This is a genomic window from Flavobacterium petrolei, assembly GCF_003314435.2.
GTDB classification, from domain to species: Bacteria; Bacteroidota; Bacteroidia; order Flavobacteriales; family Flavobacteriaceae; genus Flavobacterium; species Flavobacterium petrolei.
Genome location: NZ_QNVY02000004.1, coordinates 302,367 through 319,144 on the forward strand (window position 1 = coordinate 302,367; position 16,778 = coordinate 319,144).

11 protein-coding genes are annotated in these 16,778 nt (G+C 37.7%); 4 read left to right on the forward strand and 7 right to left on the reverse strand.

The features are described from left to right. Window positions 1-14 precede the first annotated feature (14 nt). From DR871_RS13085 to DR871_RS13105, 4 genes are all read left to right on the forward strand, one after another. Complete coding sequence (locus tag DR871_RS13085) at window positions 15-2,105, forward strand: type IA DNA topoisomerase (protein ID WP_113667151.1); 2,091 nt, start codon at window positions 15-17, stop codon at window positions 2,103-2,105. Further along, complete coding sequence (locus DR871_RS13090) at window positions 2,047-2,325, forward strand: ORF6N domain-containing protein (RefSeq protein ID WP_086452588.1); 279 nt, start codon at window positions 2,047-2,049, stop codon at window positions 2,323-2,325. Before DR871_RS13085 ends, DR871_RS13090 begins: the two co-directional genes overlap by 59 nt. Window positions 2,326-2,486: 161 nt before the next feature. Beyond that, entirely contained in the window at window positions 2,487-2,924 is a 438-nt protein-coding gene (locus DR871_RS13100; RefSeq protein WP_074590612.1) for a DUF1896 domain-containing protein, read from the forward strand. Continuing rightward, window positions 2,911-8,307, forward strand: a complete 5,397-nt coding sequence (locus DR871_RS13105) for an N-6 DNA methylase (RefSeq protein ID WP_113667150.1) — start codon at window positions 2,911-2,913, stop codon at window positions 8,305-8,307. The genes DR871_RS13100 and DR871_RS13105 overlap by 14 nt, the downstream gene beginning before the upstream one ends. Window positions 8,308-8,323: 16 nt before the next feature. Here DR871_RS13105 and DR871_RS13110 read toward each other — a convergent pair whose 3' ends face one another. From DR871_RS13110 to DR871_RS13140, 7 genes are all read right to left on the reverse strand, one after another. Continuing rightward, window positions 8,324-9,151, reverse strand: a complete 828-nt coding sequence (locus DR871_RS13110; protein WP_074590618.1) for an RteC domain-containing protein — start codon at window positions 9,149-9,151, stop codon at window positions 8,324-8,326. A gap of 242 nt (window positions 9,152-9,393) precedes the next feature. Continuing rightward, complete coding sequence (locus DR871_RS13115) at window positions 9,394-10,188, reverse strand: cation transporter (protein ID WP_113667149.1); 795 nt, start codon at window positions 10,186-10,188, stop codon at window positions 9,394-9,396. A gap of 5 nt (window positions 10,189-10,193) precedes the next feature. After that, entirely contained in the window at window positions 10,194-12,365 is a 2,172-nt protein-coding gene (locus DR871_RS13120; RefSeq protein WP_074590625.1) for a TonB-dependent receptor, read from the reverse strand. An 87-nt stretch (window positions 12,366-12,452) separates the two neighbouring features. Beyond that, the gene (locus DR871_RS13125) at window positions 12,453-12,764 is read right to left on the reverse strand and encodes a hypothetical protein (RefSeq protein WP_113667148.1); all 312 of its coding nucleotides are present in this window, start codon (window positions 12,762-12,764) and stop codon (window positions 12,453-12,455) included. An 82-nt stretch (window positions 12,765-12,846) separates the two neighbouring features. Beyond that, window positions 12,847-14,883: a heavy metal translocating P-type ATPase gene (locus tag DR871_RS13130; RefSeq protein WP_113667147.1), complete on the reverse strand. Its 2,037-nt coding sequence runs from the start codon at window positions 14,881-14,883 to the stop codon at window positions 12,847-12,849. Beyond that, the gene (locus DR871_RS13135) at window positions 14,883-15,482 is read right to left on the reverse strand and encodes a methyltransferase family protein (RefSeq protein ID WP_113667146.1); all 600 of its coding nucleotides are present in this window, start codon (window positions 15,480-15,482) and stop codon (window positions 14,883-14,885) included. Before DR871_RS13135 ends, DR871_RS13130 begins: the two co-directional genes overlap by 1 nt. Before the next feature lie 11 nt (window positions 15,483-15,493). After that, window positions 15,494-16,777: an efflux RND transporter periplasmic adaptor subunit gene (locus tag DR871_RS13140; RefSeq protein ID WP_113667145.1), complete on the reverse strand. Its 1,284-nt coding sequence runs from the start codon at window positions 16,775-16,777 to the stop codon at window positions 15,494-15,496. Window position 16,778 lies beyond the last annotated feature (1 nt).

Consider the following 16,778-nt stretch of genomic DNA (forward strand, 5'->3'; position numbering starts at 1 on the left):
AAATGTATTGAATTATGAAAGTAGTGATTGCAGAAAAACCAAGCGTAGCCCGTGAAATAGCAGCCCTGTTAGGAGCCACCGAAAAGAAAGATGGCTACCTAATGGGCAATGGCTATTATGTTACGTGGGCTTTTGGACATTTGGTAGGATTGGGTATGCCGGAAGATTACGGAATTTCAGGATTTCAGAAATCATACCTGCCGATACTTCCAAATCCTTTTTTATTGACCGTCCGAAAAGTCAAAAAAGACAAAATCTATGTAGCAGATACAGGAGCGTTAAAGCAGTTAAAGGTAATTGAACATGTTATCAACCTTAGTGAAGAGATTATTGTCGCAACCGATTCTGGGCGTGAGGGTGAACTGATATTCCGCTATATCTATGAATACCTCAAAAGCTACAAACCCTTTGAACGTCTTTGGATTAGTTCGCTGACCGAAAAGGCAATCAAGCAGGGCTTTGACAACCTAAAACCTGGTAGCGATTTTGACGGATTATATCAGGCAGCGCAGGGCAGGAGCCGAGCTGATTGGCTTTTGGGCATAAATGCTTCTCAGGCATTAAGCATTGCCGCAGGCAACGGGATTTATTCGCTTGGAAGAGTTCAGACGCCTACACTTGCTTTGATATGCAGGCGTTATCTGGAAAATAGAAATTTTTCGGTACAGCAATACTGGCAAATACAGGTGTCCCATACAAAAGAGTTCATAGACTTTAAAAGCCTTTCCAAAAACAAATGGCAAGATAAAAAGCTGGTGGAAAATATATTAAAGTCCATGGAAAGAAATGGCAATACAGTTACGGTCACCACTGTAGAAACCAAAAATGTGACGGAACAACCGCCTTTGCTGTTTGATCTGACTGGCTTACAAAAAGAAGCTAATAAAAAGTTGAATCTGACGGCTGAAGAAACCTTGAACATTGTCCAAAGCCTGTATGAAAAGAAATTTATTACTTACCCACGCACTGGGAGTAAGTATATTCCTGAAGATATGTGGGCAGAGATTCCAAATCTTATCAGGGCTTTGCAGGAAATGGTAGCCTTCAAGCGAGCAATAACCAAAGTGAAATGGGGGCATTTCAATAAACGTATCGTAAACGACCTTCGTGTTACAGATCATCATGGTCTGCTGATTACGGACAAAATCCCTTCGGCATTAAAGGCAAAGGAAAATGCCGTTTACAATATGATTGCCTTTCGACTACTTGAAGCAATTTCACAAGCCTGTACAAAAGAGATAACCGATATTACTTTACAGGCTTTGCATTATGATTTTGCCCTGAAAGGCTGCAAGATATTGGAACCAGGTTGGCGGTCCATCAAAGGCAGTTTTTCAGATAATGATACTGGACCTATGCAGGAATTACCCGAACTAAAAAAAGGTGATGAACTCAAAATCAAAGATGCTTCGGTTTTGGAAAAGAAAACCAGACCACCTGTGCTTTATACTGAGGCCGGACTTTTATCAGCTATGGAAACGGCAGGAAAGGAGATTGAAAATGAAGAGGAGCGAAAAGCAATGCAAAACGTAGGTATTGGTACACCAGCCACAAGAGCCGCCATTATTGAAACCCTGTTTAGCCGTAACTATATCCAAAGGGAAAATAAATCCCTGATACCTACCGGTAAAGGATTGCAAGTCTATGAACTGGTCAAAGACAAGAAAATTGCCGATTTAGCAATGACCGCAGAGTGGGAGCTGGCTTTGCAGAAAATTGAAAACAACGAAAGTAATGCGGAAGCTTTTCAAAAAGAAATGGAAATCTATGCCACATCTATTACCAATGAATTGCTGCAAACGGCCATTGCACAAGAAAACACGCCTACCCTTGTTTGTCCTAAATGCAAAAAGGAGCAACTGATTATTAGGGATAAAATTGTTAAATGTCCTGATGAGGTCTGCAACTGGGTACAGTTCCGAAATGTATGTGGTGTGCATGTAAGCATAACTGATATAGAAAGTCTTGTCAATACTGGCAAAACTTCTCTTATAAGAGGAATGAAAAGTAAAGCTGGAAAGAAATTCGAGGCCTATATTGTATTGAATGAAAAAGGGGAAAGCTCCTTTGAATTTGAAAAATCTAATTTATCAGGTAGAAACTAAAGTCTTTAATCAGGCTGTAAAGCGGAATATAGACCGCTTTCCTGAAAACTTCCGTTTCCAGTTGACCCAAGATGAATTTGATACTATAACCTTGAGGTCACAATTTGTGAACTCAAGTTTGAATTATGCGGGAAGGCGTTATCTGCCTTATGCTTTTACCGAACAAGGTATCGCTATGCTCTTATCTGTGCTCCGCAGCTATACTGCCGTAAAAGGATGACCACGACCGTTTTCTCATAATTATAATACCGAACTCTATCATATTGGAGTATCATTTAAAGATCTGGGTAAAAAATGGTTTGCCTTTTCAAGAATGGATATTGAGATTGGCAGAATGCTTCAAATTTTATCCGTTTAGCAAAATTATAAACAAAATATAGTATGGATACACAACAAAAAGAACTGTCGTATTTTAGATTACGACTACAAGAATTATTAAACACCAGCTTTCCAGAAAAGGCTCATGACGAAAAATTTATAAACCAGCGTTCCTCTTGGGCTACCAATGCCTATGAAGGTGCTTTTCAATCGGGAAATGATATTGAAAAATGTAACGAAATCGCCAATTATATTCTATTTGACGGTTTACATTTTTCTAAGTTCGATACCGTGTTTCAGGTGGTTTGTAATGAGTTCGACACCATAATGGCAGATGAAGAATTGCGACCATTTACTTTAAAAATGTTCCGTGTTTGTGAACCTATTTTCTCCAACTATGAACTAACTGATGACTTCGCTTATGGTTATGAGTATGACCAGCTCTACACCGAAATAACCGGAACCATCGCAATATGGATAGCGGAAAATGGGCTTCAGTAAAAAGCAACATCTCCAACAGAACATTGATGCCTTACGAATTGCTTTCAAAATTGAAAAGGAGAACCGACAAGCTACCATAGGCGAAAGACTGCTAATGATGCAATACAGCGGATTTGGCGGTCTTAAATTCGTTTTGAACCCCATAGAAAATGAAATAGACATCAATAATTGGCGAAAAACTGAACACGATTTATTTCCACTTACACAGGAGCTCCACCAACTATTAAAAGAAAATTCCGAAGACGAAAAGCAATACCGCAGGTATGTGGACAGTATGAAAAGTTCGGTGCTGACGGCTTTTTATACACCGCCACAGGTTATAGATGCAATTTCTTCAACATTGAGTGATAGCGGTTTGAACATTCAAAAATTCCTTGAACCTTCCGCAGGTATCGGCTCTTTCATACAATCCTTTTCCGAAAACCAGCAACCCAATGTAACTGCTTATGAAAAGGATTTGCTTACTGGAAAGATTTTAAAACAGCTTTATCCCGAAAGCAATATCCGTATAAGTGGTTTTGAGGAAATACCCGAAAAGGAACAAAACACTTATGATGTAATTGCAAGTAATATCCCTTTTGGCGATACTTCCATATTTGACCTTTCGTATTCCCGAAGTAAGGACGAAGCAAAAATACAGGCATCCCGAAGCATCCACAATTATTTTTTTTTAAAAGGAACGGATATGCTCCGTGACGGTGGCTTGTTGGCATTTGTTACCTCGCAGGGTATTCTAAATAGCCCAAAAAACGAACCGATACGCAGGGCGTTGATGCAGAATAGTAATCTGGTTTCGGTTGTTAGATTGCCAAATAATCTGTTCACTGAATATGCAGGTACAGAAGTTGGAAGCGACCTGATTATCCTACAAAAAAATACGGCAAAACAAAGTCTGATCGAAGTGGAAGAACTGTTTTGCCAAAGTAATACAACAGAATATAATACACCAAACAATGCTTTTTTTCAGGATAGCACAAGAATTGTTCATACAGATAGAAAATTAGACACCGACCCTTATGGAAAATCAGCCTTAATTTATACGCATAAAGATGGCGTTACTGGAATTGCCAAAGACCTTAAAAAAATGCTTTCAGAAGATTTTGAAAATCATCTGAATTTGAGTTTATACAAAGGCGAGCCGAACATACAAATTCCAATTACAACAACTGTTACAGCTCCCATTGTAGAGCCTATAACGATTAAACCAACACCTGTAACCATTCAGGAAAATCCAAATGAATTAAAACAATTAAGCATTTTCGACTTGTTTGAAAATGTGGACGAACCAGTAGCGGTTATTGCTCCACCAAAAAAAGGTACTCAAACTCAAAGGCAAACTTCCACGAAGCGAAGAGCCAATATTGTTCGCCAAGCAGACTTGTTCAGTTCGGCGATACAACCACCTTATATCCCTCCAATTTCAAATGGAAATACCAATGGAAATACTTCAACTGTCAGCAAAAAAGAGGAAGTTATCGGCGACCTGTTTTCGGGCTTAAACGGAAATGGTCAGGCTCAAAAGCAAACCGTTGTCAGTACCATTCCCGAACCTGCTCTATACAGCAAAGGATTACAATCATTTCATCGAAGTGATTGTCTTGTTATAGATAATGGTTGGGTTGGTCATTTGCAAGATGTTGATAAAAATGGAGCAACGGCAATGTTCCATCCCTTGCAATTACCATCATTCCAGAAAGTAAGAGCCGAAGCCTACATTTCAGTAAGAGATAGCTATCTCGATTTGTATCAAAAGGAAGCCGAAAAGCAAAACGAACATACAGTAGAAAGGGAAACGCTGAATAATTTGTATGATGTTTTTGTAAAAAGATATGGCAATTTGAACAGTGCCGAAAATATCAAATTGATTAAAACAGACAGTGCAGGGAAAGAAATTCCTTATCTGGAACGTGTAGTTGGTGGTGTGGTGCATAAGGCGGATATATTCAGTCGTCCCGTTACTTTTTCTACTACCATTTTAGCAACAGACAATCCCGATGAGGCTTTAGCATCATCACTGAACAAATACGGCAAGGTGGATTTGTATTATATGTCCGAAATCAGCAGTATGCCTGCCGATGCTTTGAAAGAAGCCCTACACGGTCGTATTTTCTATAATCCTTTACAAAAGGAATATGAAATAGCCGAACGATGGATTGCTGGAAATATAGTAGAGAAATCTGAAGAGGTCAAAGCCTATCTTGAAAGTAGTCCCGATGATGCAGAAGCCAAAGTAAGTCTTACGGTTTTGGAAGAAGCCAAACCAAGACGCATTGAGTTTGAAGAACTGGATTTCAATCTCGGCGAACGCTGGATACCCACAGGGATTTATGCCCGTTTTGCTTCGCATTTGTTCGATACGGAAGTCAATATCCATTATTCCGAAAGTTCGGATGATTTTTCGGTAAAGTGCAATCAAAAGAATGTGCATATATGGGATAAATATGCCGTAAAATCAGAGAGTAGAACCTTTGATGGGATTGCTTTGCTTAAACACGCACTCGTAAACACCACACCAGACATTACTAAAAAAATCAAGGTTGGTGACCAAGAAGTCAAGGTCAGGGATATGGAAGCCGTACAGATGGCGAACACCAAGATTGACGAAATCCGCACCGCCTTTACCGATTGGCTTCACGCTCAAAACGATGAATTTAAAAATAGGTTGACTGACCAGTATAACAACACATTCAACTGTTTTGTACGACCGAATTATGATGGAAGCCATCAGGAATTTCCGGGTTTGGATAGAAAATCATTAGGTATTGAAGACTTGTATTCGAGCCAGAAAGATACTGTTTGGATGATAAAGCTGAACAACGGTGCTATTTGCGACCACGAAGTTGGCGCTGGGAAAACATTGGTAATGTGTACGGCTTCACAAGAAATGAAGCGTTTAGGTCTGGCACACAAACCGATGATTATCGGGTTAAAAAGTAACGTTCACGAAATTGCAGAAGCTTACAGATCCGCCTATCCACACGCAAAAATTCTCTATCCTGGCAAAGAAGATTTTACGCCCAAAAAACGCTTGCGGATTTTCGGGGATATTAAAAACAACGATTGGGATTGTGTGATATTAACCCACGACCAGTTTGGCATGATACCGCAATCGCCCAAAATGCAAAAGGAAATTCTCGAAATTGAATTAGACAGTGTAGAGCGAAATCTCGATGCTCTAAAATCAGAAGGCAGTGAAGTTACACGAGGGATGCTTGCGGGTGCTATCAAACGGAAAGAAAATCTTGAGGTAAAACTGAAAACCCTGCAACACGATATTGATAACAGAAAGGATGATGTAGTAGACTTCAAAATGATGGGCATCGACCATTTGTTTGTGGACGAAAGCCATCAATTCAAAAATTTGATGTTCAACACACGCCACACAAGGGTTGCAGGATTGGGAAATGTAGATGGAAGCCAAAAAGCAATGAACCTGCTTTTTGCAATTCGAACCATTCAAGACAAAATACAAGCGGATATGGGTGCGACTTTCCTTTCCGGAACAACAATCAGTAATTCACTTACGGAATTGTACCTTTTGTTCAAATACCTGAGACCAAGAGCGTTGGAAAAGCAAGGAATTAACTGTTTCGATGCTTGGTCTGCTATTTATTCAAGAAAAACTACGGATTATGAATTCTCGGTTGCCAACAATATTGTAGCAAAAGAACGTTTCCGATACTTTATTAAAGTGCCAGAATTGGCACAATTCTACTCTGAAATTACAGATTACAGAACGGCAAAAGATATTGGCATTGACCGCCCTGAAAAGAACGAAATACTGTATAACATTCCACCAACACCCGACCAGACAGCATTTATCCAAAATCTGATGGATTTTGCAAAATCGGGTAATGCGACTTTGCTGGGAAGAGCACCTTTATCGCAACGAGAAGAAAAAGCAAAAATGCTTATCGCTACCGACTATGCCCGAAAAATGTCTTTAGATATGCGAATGGTTGGCGGTAGATATGATGACCATCCCGACAATAAAGCATCCCATTGTGCGACAAACATTGCGAAATATTACAACAAATTCAATGCACAGAAAGGTACACAGTTTATCTTTTCCGACCTCGGCACCTACAAGCCTAGCGAATGGAATGTATATTCTGAAATAAAACGCAAACTTGTGGAAAATCACGGTATTCCGGCACACGAAGTCCGTTTTATACAGGAAGCCAAAAACGATAACCAGCGTAAAGGACTTATCAAGGATATGAACGAGGGTAAAATTCGTGTGATTTTCGGTTCTACAAGTATGCTTGGAACTGGCGTGAATGCACAGAAAAAAGCCGTTGCAGTTCATCATTTAGATACGCCTTGGCGACCAAGCGACCTTACCCAAAGGGATGGAAGAGCAATACGAAAGGGTAATGAAATTGCTAAGCATTTCGCAAACAATAAAGTGGATGTAATTATTTATGCTACAGAAAAATCGTTGGATAGCTATAAGTTCAATCTCTTGTACAACAAGCAACTTTTTATAGACCAGCTTAAAACTAATAACCTCGGCAAACGTACCATTGATGAAGGAAGTATGGACGAAAAATCGGGAATGAATTTCTCGGAATATGTGGCTATCCTTTCAGGAAATACAGACTTGTTGGATAAAGCCAAATTAGAAAAACAGATTGCCGGATTGGAAAGCGAAAAACAGGCTTTCAACCGTTCAAAGTATAGTGCGAAGTACAAATTGGAAGACTATACGGCTGAATTGGACAAAGCCCAATCCCGATATGACCGTATGAGCCTAGATTGGAATAATCTGCAAGAACGTATCCAAAAACGTTCTGACGGTATTATTACCAATCCTGTTCAGTTGGACGGTTTACCGCCCAATGCGGATATAAAACAAATCGGTGCAAAACTCAACCAGCTTGCGGATAAAGCCCGTACAGGTGGTGATTACGAGGAAATCGGAAGTCTTTATGGTTTTCAGCTTTTGGTAAAAACGGAAATGTCACAAAAAGACGGTGTGGATATTCGTGTAAATCGTTTTTTGATGCAAGGCGAGGGAAATATCAAATATACCTACAACAATGGTCTAATCGCTAAAGATGAAAAGCTAGCTGCTATGAACTTCCTTAACGCACTGGAAAAATTGCCTGGATATATTGAGCAGGAGCAAAAGAAAATTACGGAAATACAAAAAGACCTACCTATTCTTCAGGAGGTCATAAATGGTACGTGGTCTAAGGAAAGCCGATTGAGCGAACTCAAAACCGAACTGGCCGCCGTTGAACGAAAGATACAGTTATCAATTACGCAGGAAACTAAAGAGGAACCTGCGGAACAAACCGAAAAACAAAAGCAAACGCCAAGCATTTCGGAGAATATTGTACGGATAAAAGGTGTTCATTTACCACGTGGAGTATTGTAATATGCAAAAGAATTTGCTACATTTCGTCCTGTTCGTCCATTTTTCTAATCAAAGCATCCCGTAAGCTGTCAAGGAATTTGGTGCTGTTTATTTTTCGGGATTTAAGTTCCATAAATGTATGATAAAAGTCGCCTAAATCAAGATTAAAAGTACGTTCAAATGTTTTGGCAATAACCTTAATATCTGCATTTCCATTGTCAAACACACCTTGCGAATACAGTGCATAAATCAATTCTATCATTGCTGTTTTGCTCCCTGTCCAATTTAATTTCGGCAGGTCTGTTGATTTATCTCTATACGCCGTGTTGTGAAGCTGGTCTTCAAGATAGACTTGTATCAGGTCGTTGGCAATAATTTTTGCAACTTTGTAATCGTGTGAAGTAGAAAAACTATGGTCTGCTTCAAAATAAAATGTGTCTAAACTTAGCTTAATATCGTACTTGCCCCGAACAAACAGCTTATCATCAATAAATGAGTTATTCGTCCGGTAGTATTTATAAAATTCAAGGTTGTTGTCAAAATACCTTTTAAGTTTTCTCAATTCATCATTAAGGTATTTTTTAATAGGTTTTGAACCGTAAGGCTTTTTTGTTTCGATTTTATAAATGGCATTATAATAAATTAGTTTTGAAACGATAGTAGGTTTTTGATATTTAAAAAAATGGATTTCTTCCCCAATATTCTTAAATCCTCTGTTTAGAACATATTTCTTTACTTCCGACAAGTATTTTAGAATGATATCTATAACGGCTTCTATCCGTTGTATAGAGTGATCGGTTTCAATCTCCAAATCGTTGATTTCTGTTTCCAGCTTGTGTAGTGTTTCTGTATAAAATTTGTTCATCTGGCTATTTTGAAGTCTATATTTGAGTTAGTGAAAAAAAATAAACTGTGTAATTTGTAGGCTATATCACATCTAATGATTTTTTTTGAAATTATTATAGAGCCTATTTGCAATAGCTTAGCTTCTTCCATAATCGGTTAAAAGATTTCAGGAATGTTTATTAGAACAATTCCTGAACACTCTTTTTTTATTTCTATTATCTCCTATTCTTCTAAGATAAAGGCAACTATAGATATAGGGATTTACTTCGCTAACTTCAATATTCTGTAAGCTCCCCTTGCTACAATTACAAATACAATAGCCCCAATAATCAAATCAGGATAACTTGAATTGAGCCAATTAACTAAAAGACCAGCAACAATAACTCCCGAATTGATAATGACATCATTTGATGTGAATATCATCGAAGCCTGCATATGCGCTTCTTTACTTTTGTTCTTTTGTAAGAGATAAAGGCAAAATACGTTTGCAATCAATGCTAAAACTGAAACGACAATCATTGTTTTGAAATCGGGCATAGCTTCAATTCCAATAAAACGCCTGATCACTTCAACGAAACCTATAATAGCCAGTAAGACTTGGAAGTATCCTGCAAATCTGGCGATGTTCTTTTTTAGGGCGATTGTTCCACCAACAGCGATTAATGCCAATGCGTAAACGACACTGTCTGCAAGCATATCCAAGCTATCGGCTATCAATCCCATTGAACCTGAAAAAATACCGAATAACATTTCCAATCCAAAGAACAGGAAGTTGATAATCAACACGATCCAAAGTAATTTCCGTTGCTTGTTGCTTGTATCTGTTTCAACAACAAAATTGCTTTTTTCAGTTGAAACCAATGTCGTATTTAGGTTCAGTGTTCCCAAAGCCAAAAAAATTGGCTCTGGGTTTCCATTGTGATAAACGTCCAATTTTCTATTGGCTATATCAAATTCCAATCCTTTTACCGTATCAAAGTCTTGCAGTTTCATACGGATTAATTGCTCCTCGCTTGGGCAATCCATTTTAGTTATATTGAATATGGTTTTTTCCATTTGTTTTAAAGCTTGAATTTTATTCCTCCGTTAATCACAAATCCGTCCAAAGGTGCATAAATGTCTTTAAAAACCGGATTGGTTATTGTTCCTGTATAAATGCTACCAAAGCGTGTTTGTCGGGTGTCAAGGAAGTTTTCAAAGTTGATGTACAGAGAAAATCTTTCCCAAATCTTTTCAGCCATAAATCCGGTAATAAAGTAACCTTCGCCCGTAGTTCCATTATTCAGTTTTTGAGGACTGAAGTAATAGGCTTCCAGACCAACTTTCCATTTGTCTTCTATTTCATACATCAGGATGGAATTAATGCGGTGTTTTGGCGTTAAAGGACTTTCTACAGTCGTTCCATTTTGGTTTAATCGAGCATCTGTATAAGTGTATCCCAAAAATAATTTCAAATCATCGTAACCAATTTTAATATTGGTTTCTGTTCCTTTGGTATGGATGTAGCCCGGAGAATTAACGAACTGATACAGATTTGCCGAGGAATTTTCAAGTAACAAAGGATTATCCAAATAGGTGTAAAAGAATAATTGGTTTATGCTAAATGACCAATCTTCTCCAATATAGGTGCGGTAATTGATGTCTGCATTTGCTCCATAACTTTTTTCCAATTTATTGGTCTTGTCGTCAATAGGCATTACATTTTGATATTGTAGGCGTTCACTTTCTTCTGTAAAAATGGTTGGTGTTTTATACCCAAATCCACCTCCAATACGTGAAGTCAATCCGTTTGCAATCTTAAACAATGCCGATACTCTTGGTAAAAATACAGCTCCGTAATCTATCACGTAATCCGTTCTTAAACCTGCTTCTAATTGAAGCCAATCAGTAGCCTTAAAAGAATTTTGAACGAAAGCTCCGAATGTGTTTTGGCTGTAATCCCTCAACGGAAATGCAGTAATCTGCTTTTCTTTAAAATTGTCCGTCCAAATATTAACCCCTGCTACCCATTCCGATTTTTCTGTACTGTTGGTGTAGTTGGCTTCGGTAAAACTTGCGGTTTGTGTTCCCTCAAACTGATAGCTTGGAATGGTTGTATTTCGATTAAAATAACTCACGCTATTTTTAATTTGAAAAGAACTTTTTTCATTAATTAAGTGGTCGAAAACAAATTGAGTGGAATAGCGTTGTGTTTTATTTTCCTCAAAATATTGGTTTGTATTATCTCCTTTTCCTTTGATGTAAAGCATATCACCTCCCAAACGGTTTTCGATAGTTGTATTGACACCGAAATTCATTTTTGTTTTATCATTGAAATAAACAAACAATTTAGGGTTCAGTACAAAACGTTCAAATTTTGGAATGGCAGAAAAACCAATTTTTGCAGGGTCGTAAGCTCCGTTTCTATTATGCGAAGCAAATATGGTTGTTCCGATTTTCTTAAACTTCTGTCCGTAAAAACCGTTGATGTCTAAACCTCCGCCTGATGTTCCGTTTAAATGAAAACGCAAATCCCTTTCTTCCGTTGGTGTCTTGGAAATCAGGTTTACCAAACCTGCTATTGCTCCACCACCATACAGCGTAGATGTAGAACCTTTGATAACTTCAACCTGCTTTAAGTCAAGCGGTGGAATTTGCAACAAACCTAACCCACTTGAAGCACCCGAATAAATAGGAAAACCGTCTTTTAGAATTTGCGTATATCGTCCGTCAAGCCCTTGAATACGAATACTTGCATTGGCACTTGTGGGCGATGTGGTTTGTACGTGAATACCTGTACTTTCCGCCAAAAGCATACGAATATCCCCAGGTTTCATATTTCCTTTTTCTCCCAATTCCTCACTTCCTATAAATTCAATACGGGTAGGAATATTTTGTATGCTCCTTGTACTTCTTGTAGAAGATATAACCACTTCATCCAATTCTTCTGAATTTTCTTTGAGTAAGATTTCAATAACGCTGGTGTCCTTTAATGGAAATCCCAGTGTATCAATACGTTCATAAAAGCCTACGTAACTAAAATGTATTTCCTGTACACCGTCAGGAACATTTACTATTATGATTTGACCGTTTTCGTTTGATGTAGCAGCAAGCGAGGTCCCTTTTATAGATGCTGTCACACCAATCAAAGGATTTTTGTTTTCACTGTTTCTAACAACAGCATTAAATGTGTTTTGTGCAAAGACACAGAGATTTAGTGTCATAAAAAATGACATAAAGAGTATTTTTTTCATTATATGAAAAATTATTAATGTTTAAAAAATAAGAATTGACGGTTTGTAGCACCGCAATTTGTTATTGTGCCGAAGACACTAAAAACATTAATTAATCTTAGGCGGTTGCCAAATGGAAGAGAGGAAGTCTGAAACAGCTGAGGCAGTTATTACACTTAATTTATTTTCAGGTTGTTGGGCAGAATTTGTTGTTAAAGCATAAAAAGAGGTAATTACAAATCCGGTACAGGTATTGCATTTAGAAAAAGGCGAGCAACATTCCATACCGCAACCGTCGCTATCTTCTTCCTGACTATTTGTTGTTTGATGTACGAGGTCAAAACATTTATCTTTCATAAAGCCTGGCAAGGTCGATAAGACCAAGACCATTAATGCTAATATGGATGATAAATGTTTCATTTCCCAAAGATATTGAAAACTACGTTACAAACTACTACCCCTGTTATCATTACTACCCATTTTGTATAAAACCAACTATTCTTTAAAATTTCATTCGTTGTATTCGTACCGCATTCAGGATAGCCAATAACGCAACGCCTACATCGGCAAAGACTGCTTCCCACATCGTAGCCAAACCTCCGGCACCCAATATTAATACAATGCCTTTGACCACAAATGCCAACGTAATATTTTGCCAAACGATTTTTTTGGTTTGCTTACCGATATTGATTGCCATCGGTATTTTGCTCGGTTTGTCGTCCTGTATTACTACATCTGCGGTTTCAATAGTAGCATCACTACCTAAACCCCCCATTGCAATACCTACATCGCTCAATGCTACCACAGGAGCATCGTTCACACCATCGCCTACAAATGCTACGGTTTCGTTTTTGGATTTGATTTCTTTTACTTTATTTACTTTATCTTCAGGTAGTAAATCGCCAAAGGCATTATAAATTCCTAATTTATCTGCAACAAATTTTACTACGGTGCTTTTATCTCCGCTCAACATTGTGGTTTTTACTCCTAATGCTTTTAACTTGTCAATAGTTAGCTGTGCATCTTCCTTTATACTGTCGGCAATGGTAATGTAACCTGCAAATTTTCCATCGTAAGCAATGGCAATTAAGGTATAAACAATTGTGGTTGGGTCTAAATCATAATTGATGTTGAATTTATCCATCAATTTAAAATTTCCTACCAATAATTCTTTTCCATTTACATTGGCTTTCAAACCGTGGCCTGCAATTTCTTCTGTATTTTCTAACTTTATCGAGCTATCAATTTCACCTACATATTTATGGATAGCGGTAGCAACCGGATGTGTACTTTGACTTTCTAAAGCATTTACCATTTTCAGGATTTCCTCTTTATTAAATTCCGGTTTTAATACCACTTCTTGTACCTTGAAAACGCCCTCGGTCATTGTACCCGTTTTGTCCATCACTACGTTTTTAATATCGGCAATGGCATCTAAAAAGTTGCTTCCTTTAAACAAAATTCCATTTTTGGAAGCTGCTCCAATTCCACCAAAATAACCCAAAGGAATACTGATAACCAAAGCACAAGGACAAGAAATAACCAAAAATACCAATGCTCTGTACAACCACTGACTAAATACATAATCGCTCACAAAAAAATAAGGAATTATGGTAATTAGCACTGCCAACAATACAACAATCGGTGTGTATATTTTTGCGAATTTTCGAATGAATAATTCTGTTGGTGCTTTTTGTGCAGTGGCATTTTGTACCAATTCCAAAATTTTAGAAAGTTTGCTATCAGTATAAGCAGTCGTTACTTTTACCTGTGCAACGGTCGTTAAATTTATCATTCCCGCCAATACGGTTTCACCTTTGGTTTTGGTGTCGGGCTTACTTTCTCCTGTTAGTGCTGCTGTATTGAATGAAGCGGTTTCGGATAATAATTCTCCATCTAGTCCTAATTTTTCTCCGGGTTTTAATTGAATTATATTGCCAATACTTGCGGTTTCTGCTTTTATGGTTTTAGCTTGATTATTTTCTAAAATAGTTACTTCATCTGGTCTTTGATCGAGCAACGTTTTAATGTTAGCTTTCGCTCTTGTTACAGCTAAGGTTTGGAATACTTCGCCAACGGCATAAAACAACATTACAGCAACACCTTCCGGATATTCGCCAATGGCAAAAGCTCCGATGGTGGCAATACTCATCAATAAAAATTCTGAAAACACATCGCCTTTTCTGATGCTTTCAGATGCTTCTTTAATGACGGGTAATCCAACAGGTGCATACGCTACCACATACCACACAATTCTTACCCAACCTGTAAACCAAGATTGAGGAAGCCAATTATCGAAAGTTATGGCTATCATCAATAACACAAAACTGATGATAGCAGGTAAAAACATTTGAAAGGTAGATTTATCGGTGCTTCCGTGGTTATGACCGTCATCATCGGTGTGTTCGTGGTTGTGTCCATCATCGTCGTGATGTTTTTCTAATAGCATTTTAGCATCGGCATCGGTATATATTTTTTCTTCTTGAGGTGTGCAACAAAGCTGTTTGCCTTGTGCATCATATTTATGTTTGTGTTCCATTATAGTAATCTTTTAGTAGTTTGTTTATAGGATAAATATTCTTGTCCGTGTTGTTTTTCTAAAAATTTTTCTTCCAATCTTATCTGAATTTGGATAACGATGTAAGTGGATAGCATCAGGAAAAATGTAATTGCATTGGGCAGTATGAAAAATATTCCGGTAACGCTGACTATCATTCCTAAGAATATCGGGTTTCGGCTATAAGAATATAAGCCTTTTGTTATTAATTCGGTTTTATTGTTTTCATCTATACCAATACGCCAACTGTTGCTCATTTGATATTGAGCTACCGAAATCCAGAGTAGTGAAAGATGTATCAAGATTAATCCAACTGTCATAAACACTTCTTTCATTAAATAAGAAATGGGTACTAGATACTGATATGCTTTATCGCTGAATGAATAAATGAATACCGCTATAAAAAGCAAGGCTATCAATACTTTCATTACAAAACCGATGTAATCGTGTGCGTTATCCGTTTTGCCAAATGTTATCGGATTGATGCCTGTTTGCTTATAGGTGCGGTATGACGGTAGCACAAAAGCTACCATCATATACAACACCAAATACAAAGGCAAATAAAAATTTAGCCAAATCATAGTTTCTTTTTTTAGTGTTCGTGACCACCAGTATTGCTCAATTTTGCGTTTACAAAAAAGGCTCCTTTTACCACAATTTTTGCATTTGCAGGAATTTCGTTTACAAAGGTTACAGCGGTATAACCCATATCAGATACACCTTTCAGCACTTCTACTTTTTCAAAATTCTTACTGGACTTATCTTCCTTATGTTCTTCTTCACTCTCTTTATGGCTTCCTTCTTTTTCGCCTTCTTCGTGATGCTCTTCTGCTTTTTTATCGGTTTGCACAAAAACATAGTATTTGCCATCAGCATTTACAATAGCATCATTGGGTACAGCAGGAGTAGTTACGTTGTTAAGGCTTACAATGGCAGTAACATTCATTCCGTCTATAAGTCCTGTTTTATTGCCTTGTACCACGGCGTGAGTGGCAATTGTTTTGCTTTCGTTTTCAAAAGATGAGCCTATTGCAAATATTTTAGCATTATAGTCTTCTACTGCATTGTTGGTTATTCTAAAATGAATAGTTTGCCCTACTTTGAGCATCGGCATATCTTTTTCAAAAACATTCAAATCCAAATGCAAGGAACTGTTATCTACAATTTCAATAACAGGAGAAGATACATCTACATAGCTTCCTATTTTAGCGGAAACCTTACTAACCGTACCATTCAAAGGACTGATTACAACCAATGCTGATTTTAGATTACCATTTGAAACAGAGCCTGGATTGATGCCCATTAATTGTATCTGTTGTTGCAAAGATGCTCTTCTGGTACGTAAACTATTGAGTTCGGCTGTGGCACTTTGTAGATTTTTTTTCGCTCCTGCATTGCCTTCGAAAAGTTCTTTTTGCCTTGATAATTCTTGTTCTGCAAAAGTAATTCTGCTGGCAGTACTCAAATATTCTTCCTGCAATTGTATAAACTGCGGATTGGCAATAGTGGCTATTACTTGTCCTTTTTTTACATAATCTCCAATTTGTACGTTCAGTGTTTTTATTACACCACCATACAAAGAAGTTGCGTTGGCTTTGTTGTTATTGGGAACTTTCAGCAAACCATTTGCTCGGATGGTTGCCGTTAATTCTTTTTGCTCTATTACGCCTAATTGTATGCCTACCGTTTTTATTTGTTCTTCAGTTAGTGTGGCAATGGTTGGTGCTTCTTCCTCGTGAGGAGCTTCAGCTTTTTCGGTTGCTGCTGCTTCTGTAGATTGACCTTCGTTTTGCTTATCGTTTTTACAAGCCGAAAAGCTAAATATTAAAACAACTATCGTTGCTATAAACGTGATTTTATTTATATTGAATTTCATT

What these genes read in the sequence shown, in the direction of transcription:
- DR871_RS13105 (WP_113667150.1), top strand. Translation starts at nt 2,911, where the DNA reads ATGGGCTTCAGTAAAAAGCAACATCTCCAACAGAACATTGATGCCTTA.
- DR871_RS13110 (WP_074590618.1), bottom strand. Translation starts at nt 9,151, where the DNA reads ATGAACAAATTTTATACAGAAACACTACACAAGCTGGAAACAGAAATC.
- DR871_RS13120 (WP_074590625.1), bottom strand. Translation starts at nt 12,365, where the DNA reads ATGAAAAAAATACTCTTTATGTCATTTTTTATGACACTAAATCTCTGT.
- DR871_RS13135 (WP_113667146.1), bottom strand. Translation starts at nt 15,482, where the DNA reads ATGATTTGGCTAAATTTTTATTTGCCTTTGTATTTGGTGTTGTATATG.
- DR871_RS13140 (WP_113667145.1), bottom strand. Translation starts at nt 16,777, where the DNA reads ATGAAATTCAATATAAATAAAATCACGTTTATAGCAACGATAGTTGTT.
- DR871_RS13130 (WP_113667147.1), bottom strand. Translation starts at nt 14,883, where the DNA reads ATGGAACACAAACATAAATATGATGCACAAGGCAAACAGCTTTGTTGC.
- DR871_RS13085 (WP_113667151.1), top strand. Translation starts at nt 15, where the DNA reads ATGAAAGTAGTGATTGCAGAAAAACCAAGCGTAGCCCGTGAAATAGCA.
- DR871_RS13125 (WP_113667148.1), bottom strand. Translation starts at nt 12,764, where the DNA reads ATGAAACATTTATCATCCATATTAGCATTAATGGTCTTGGTCTTATCG.
- DR871_RS13090 (WP_086452588.1), top strand. Translation starts at nt 2,047, where the DNA reads ATGAAAAAGGGGAAAGCTCCTTTGAATTTGAAAAATCTAATTTATCAG.
- DR871_RS13115 (WP_113667149.1), bottom strand. Translation starts at nt 10,188, where the DNA reads ATGGAAAAAACCATATTCAATATAACTAAAATGGATTGCCCAAGCGAG.
- DR871_RS13100 (WP_074590612.1), top strand. Translation starts at nt 2,487, where the DNA reads ATGGATACACAACAAAAAGAACTGTCGTATTTTAGATTACGACTACAA.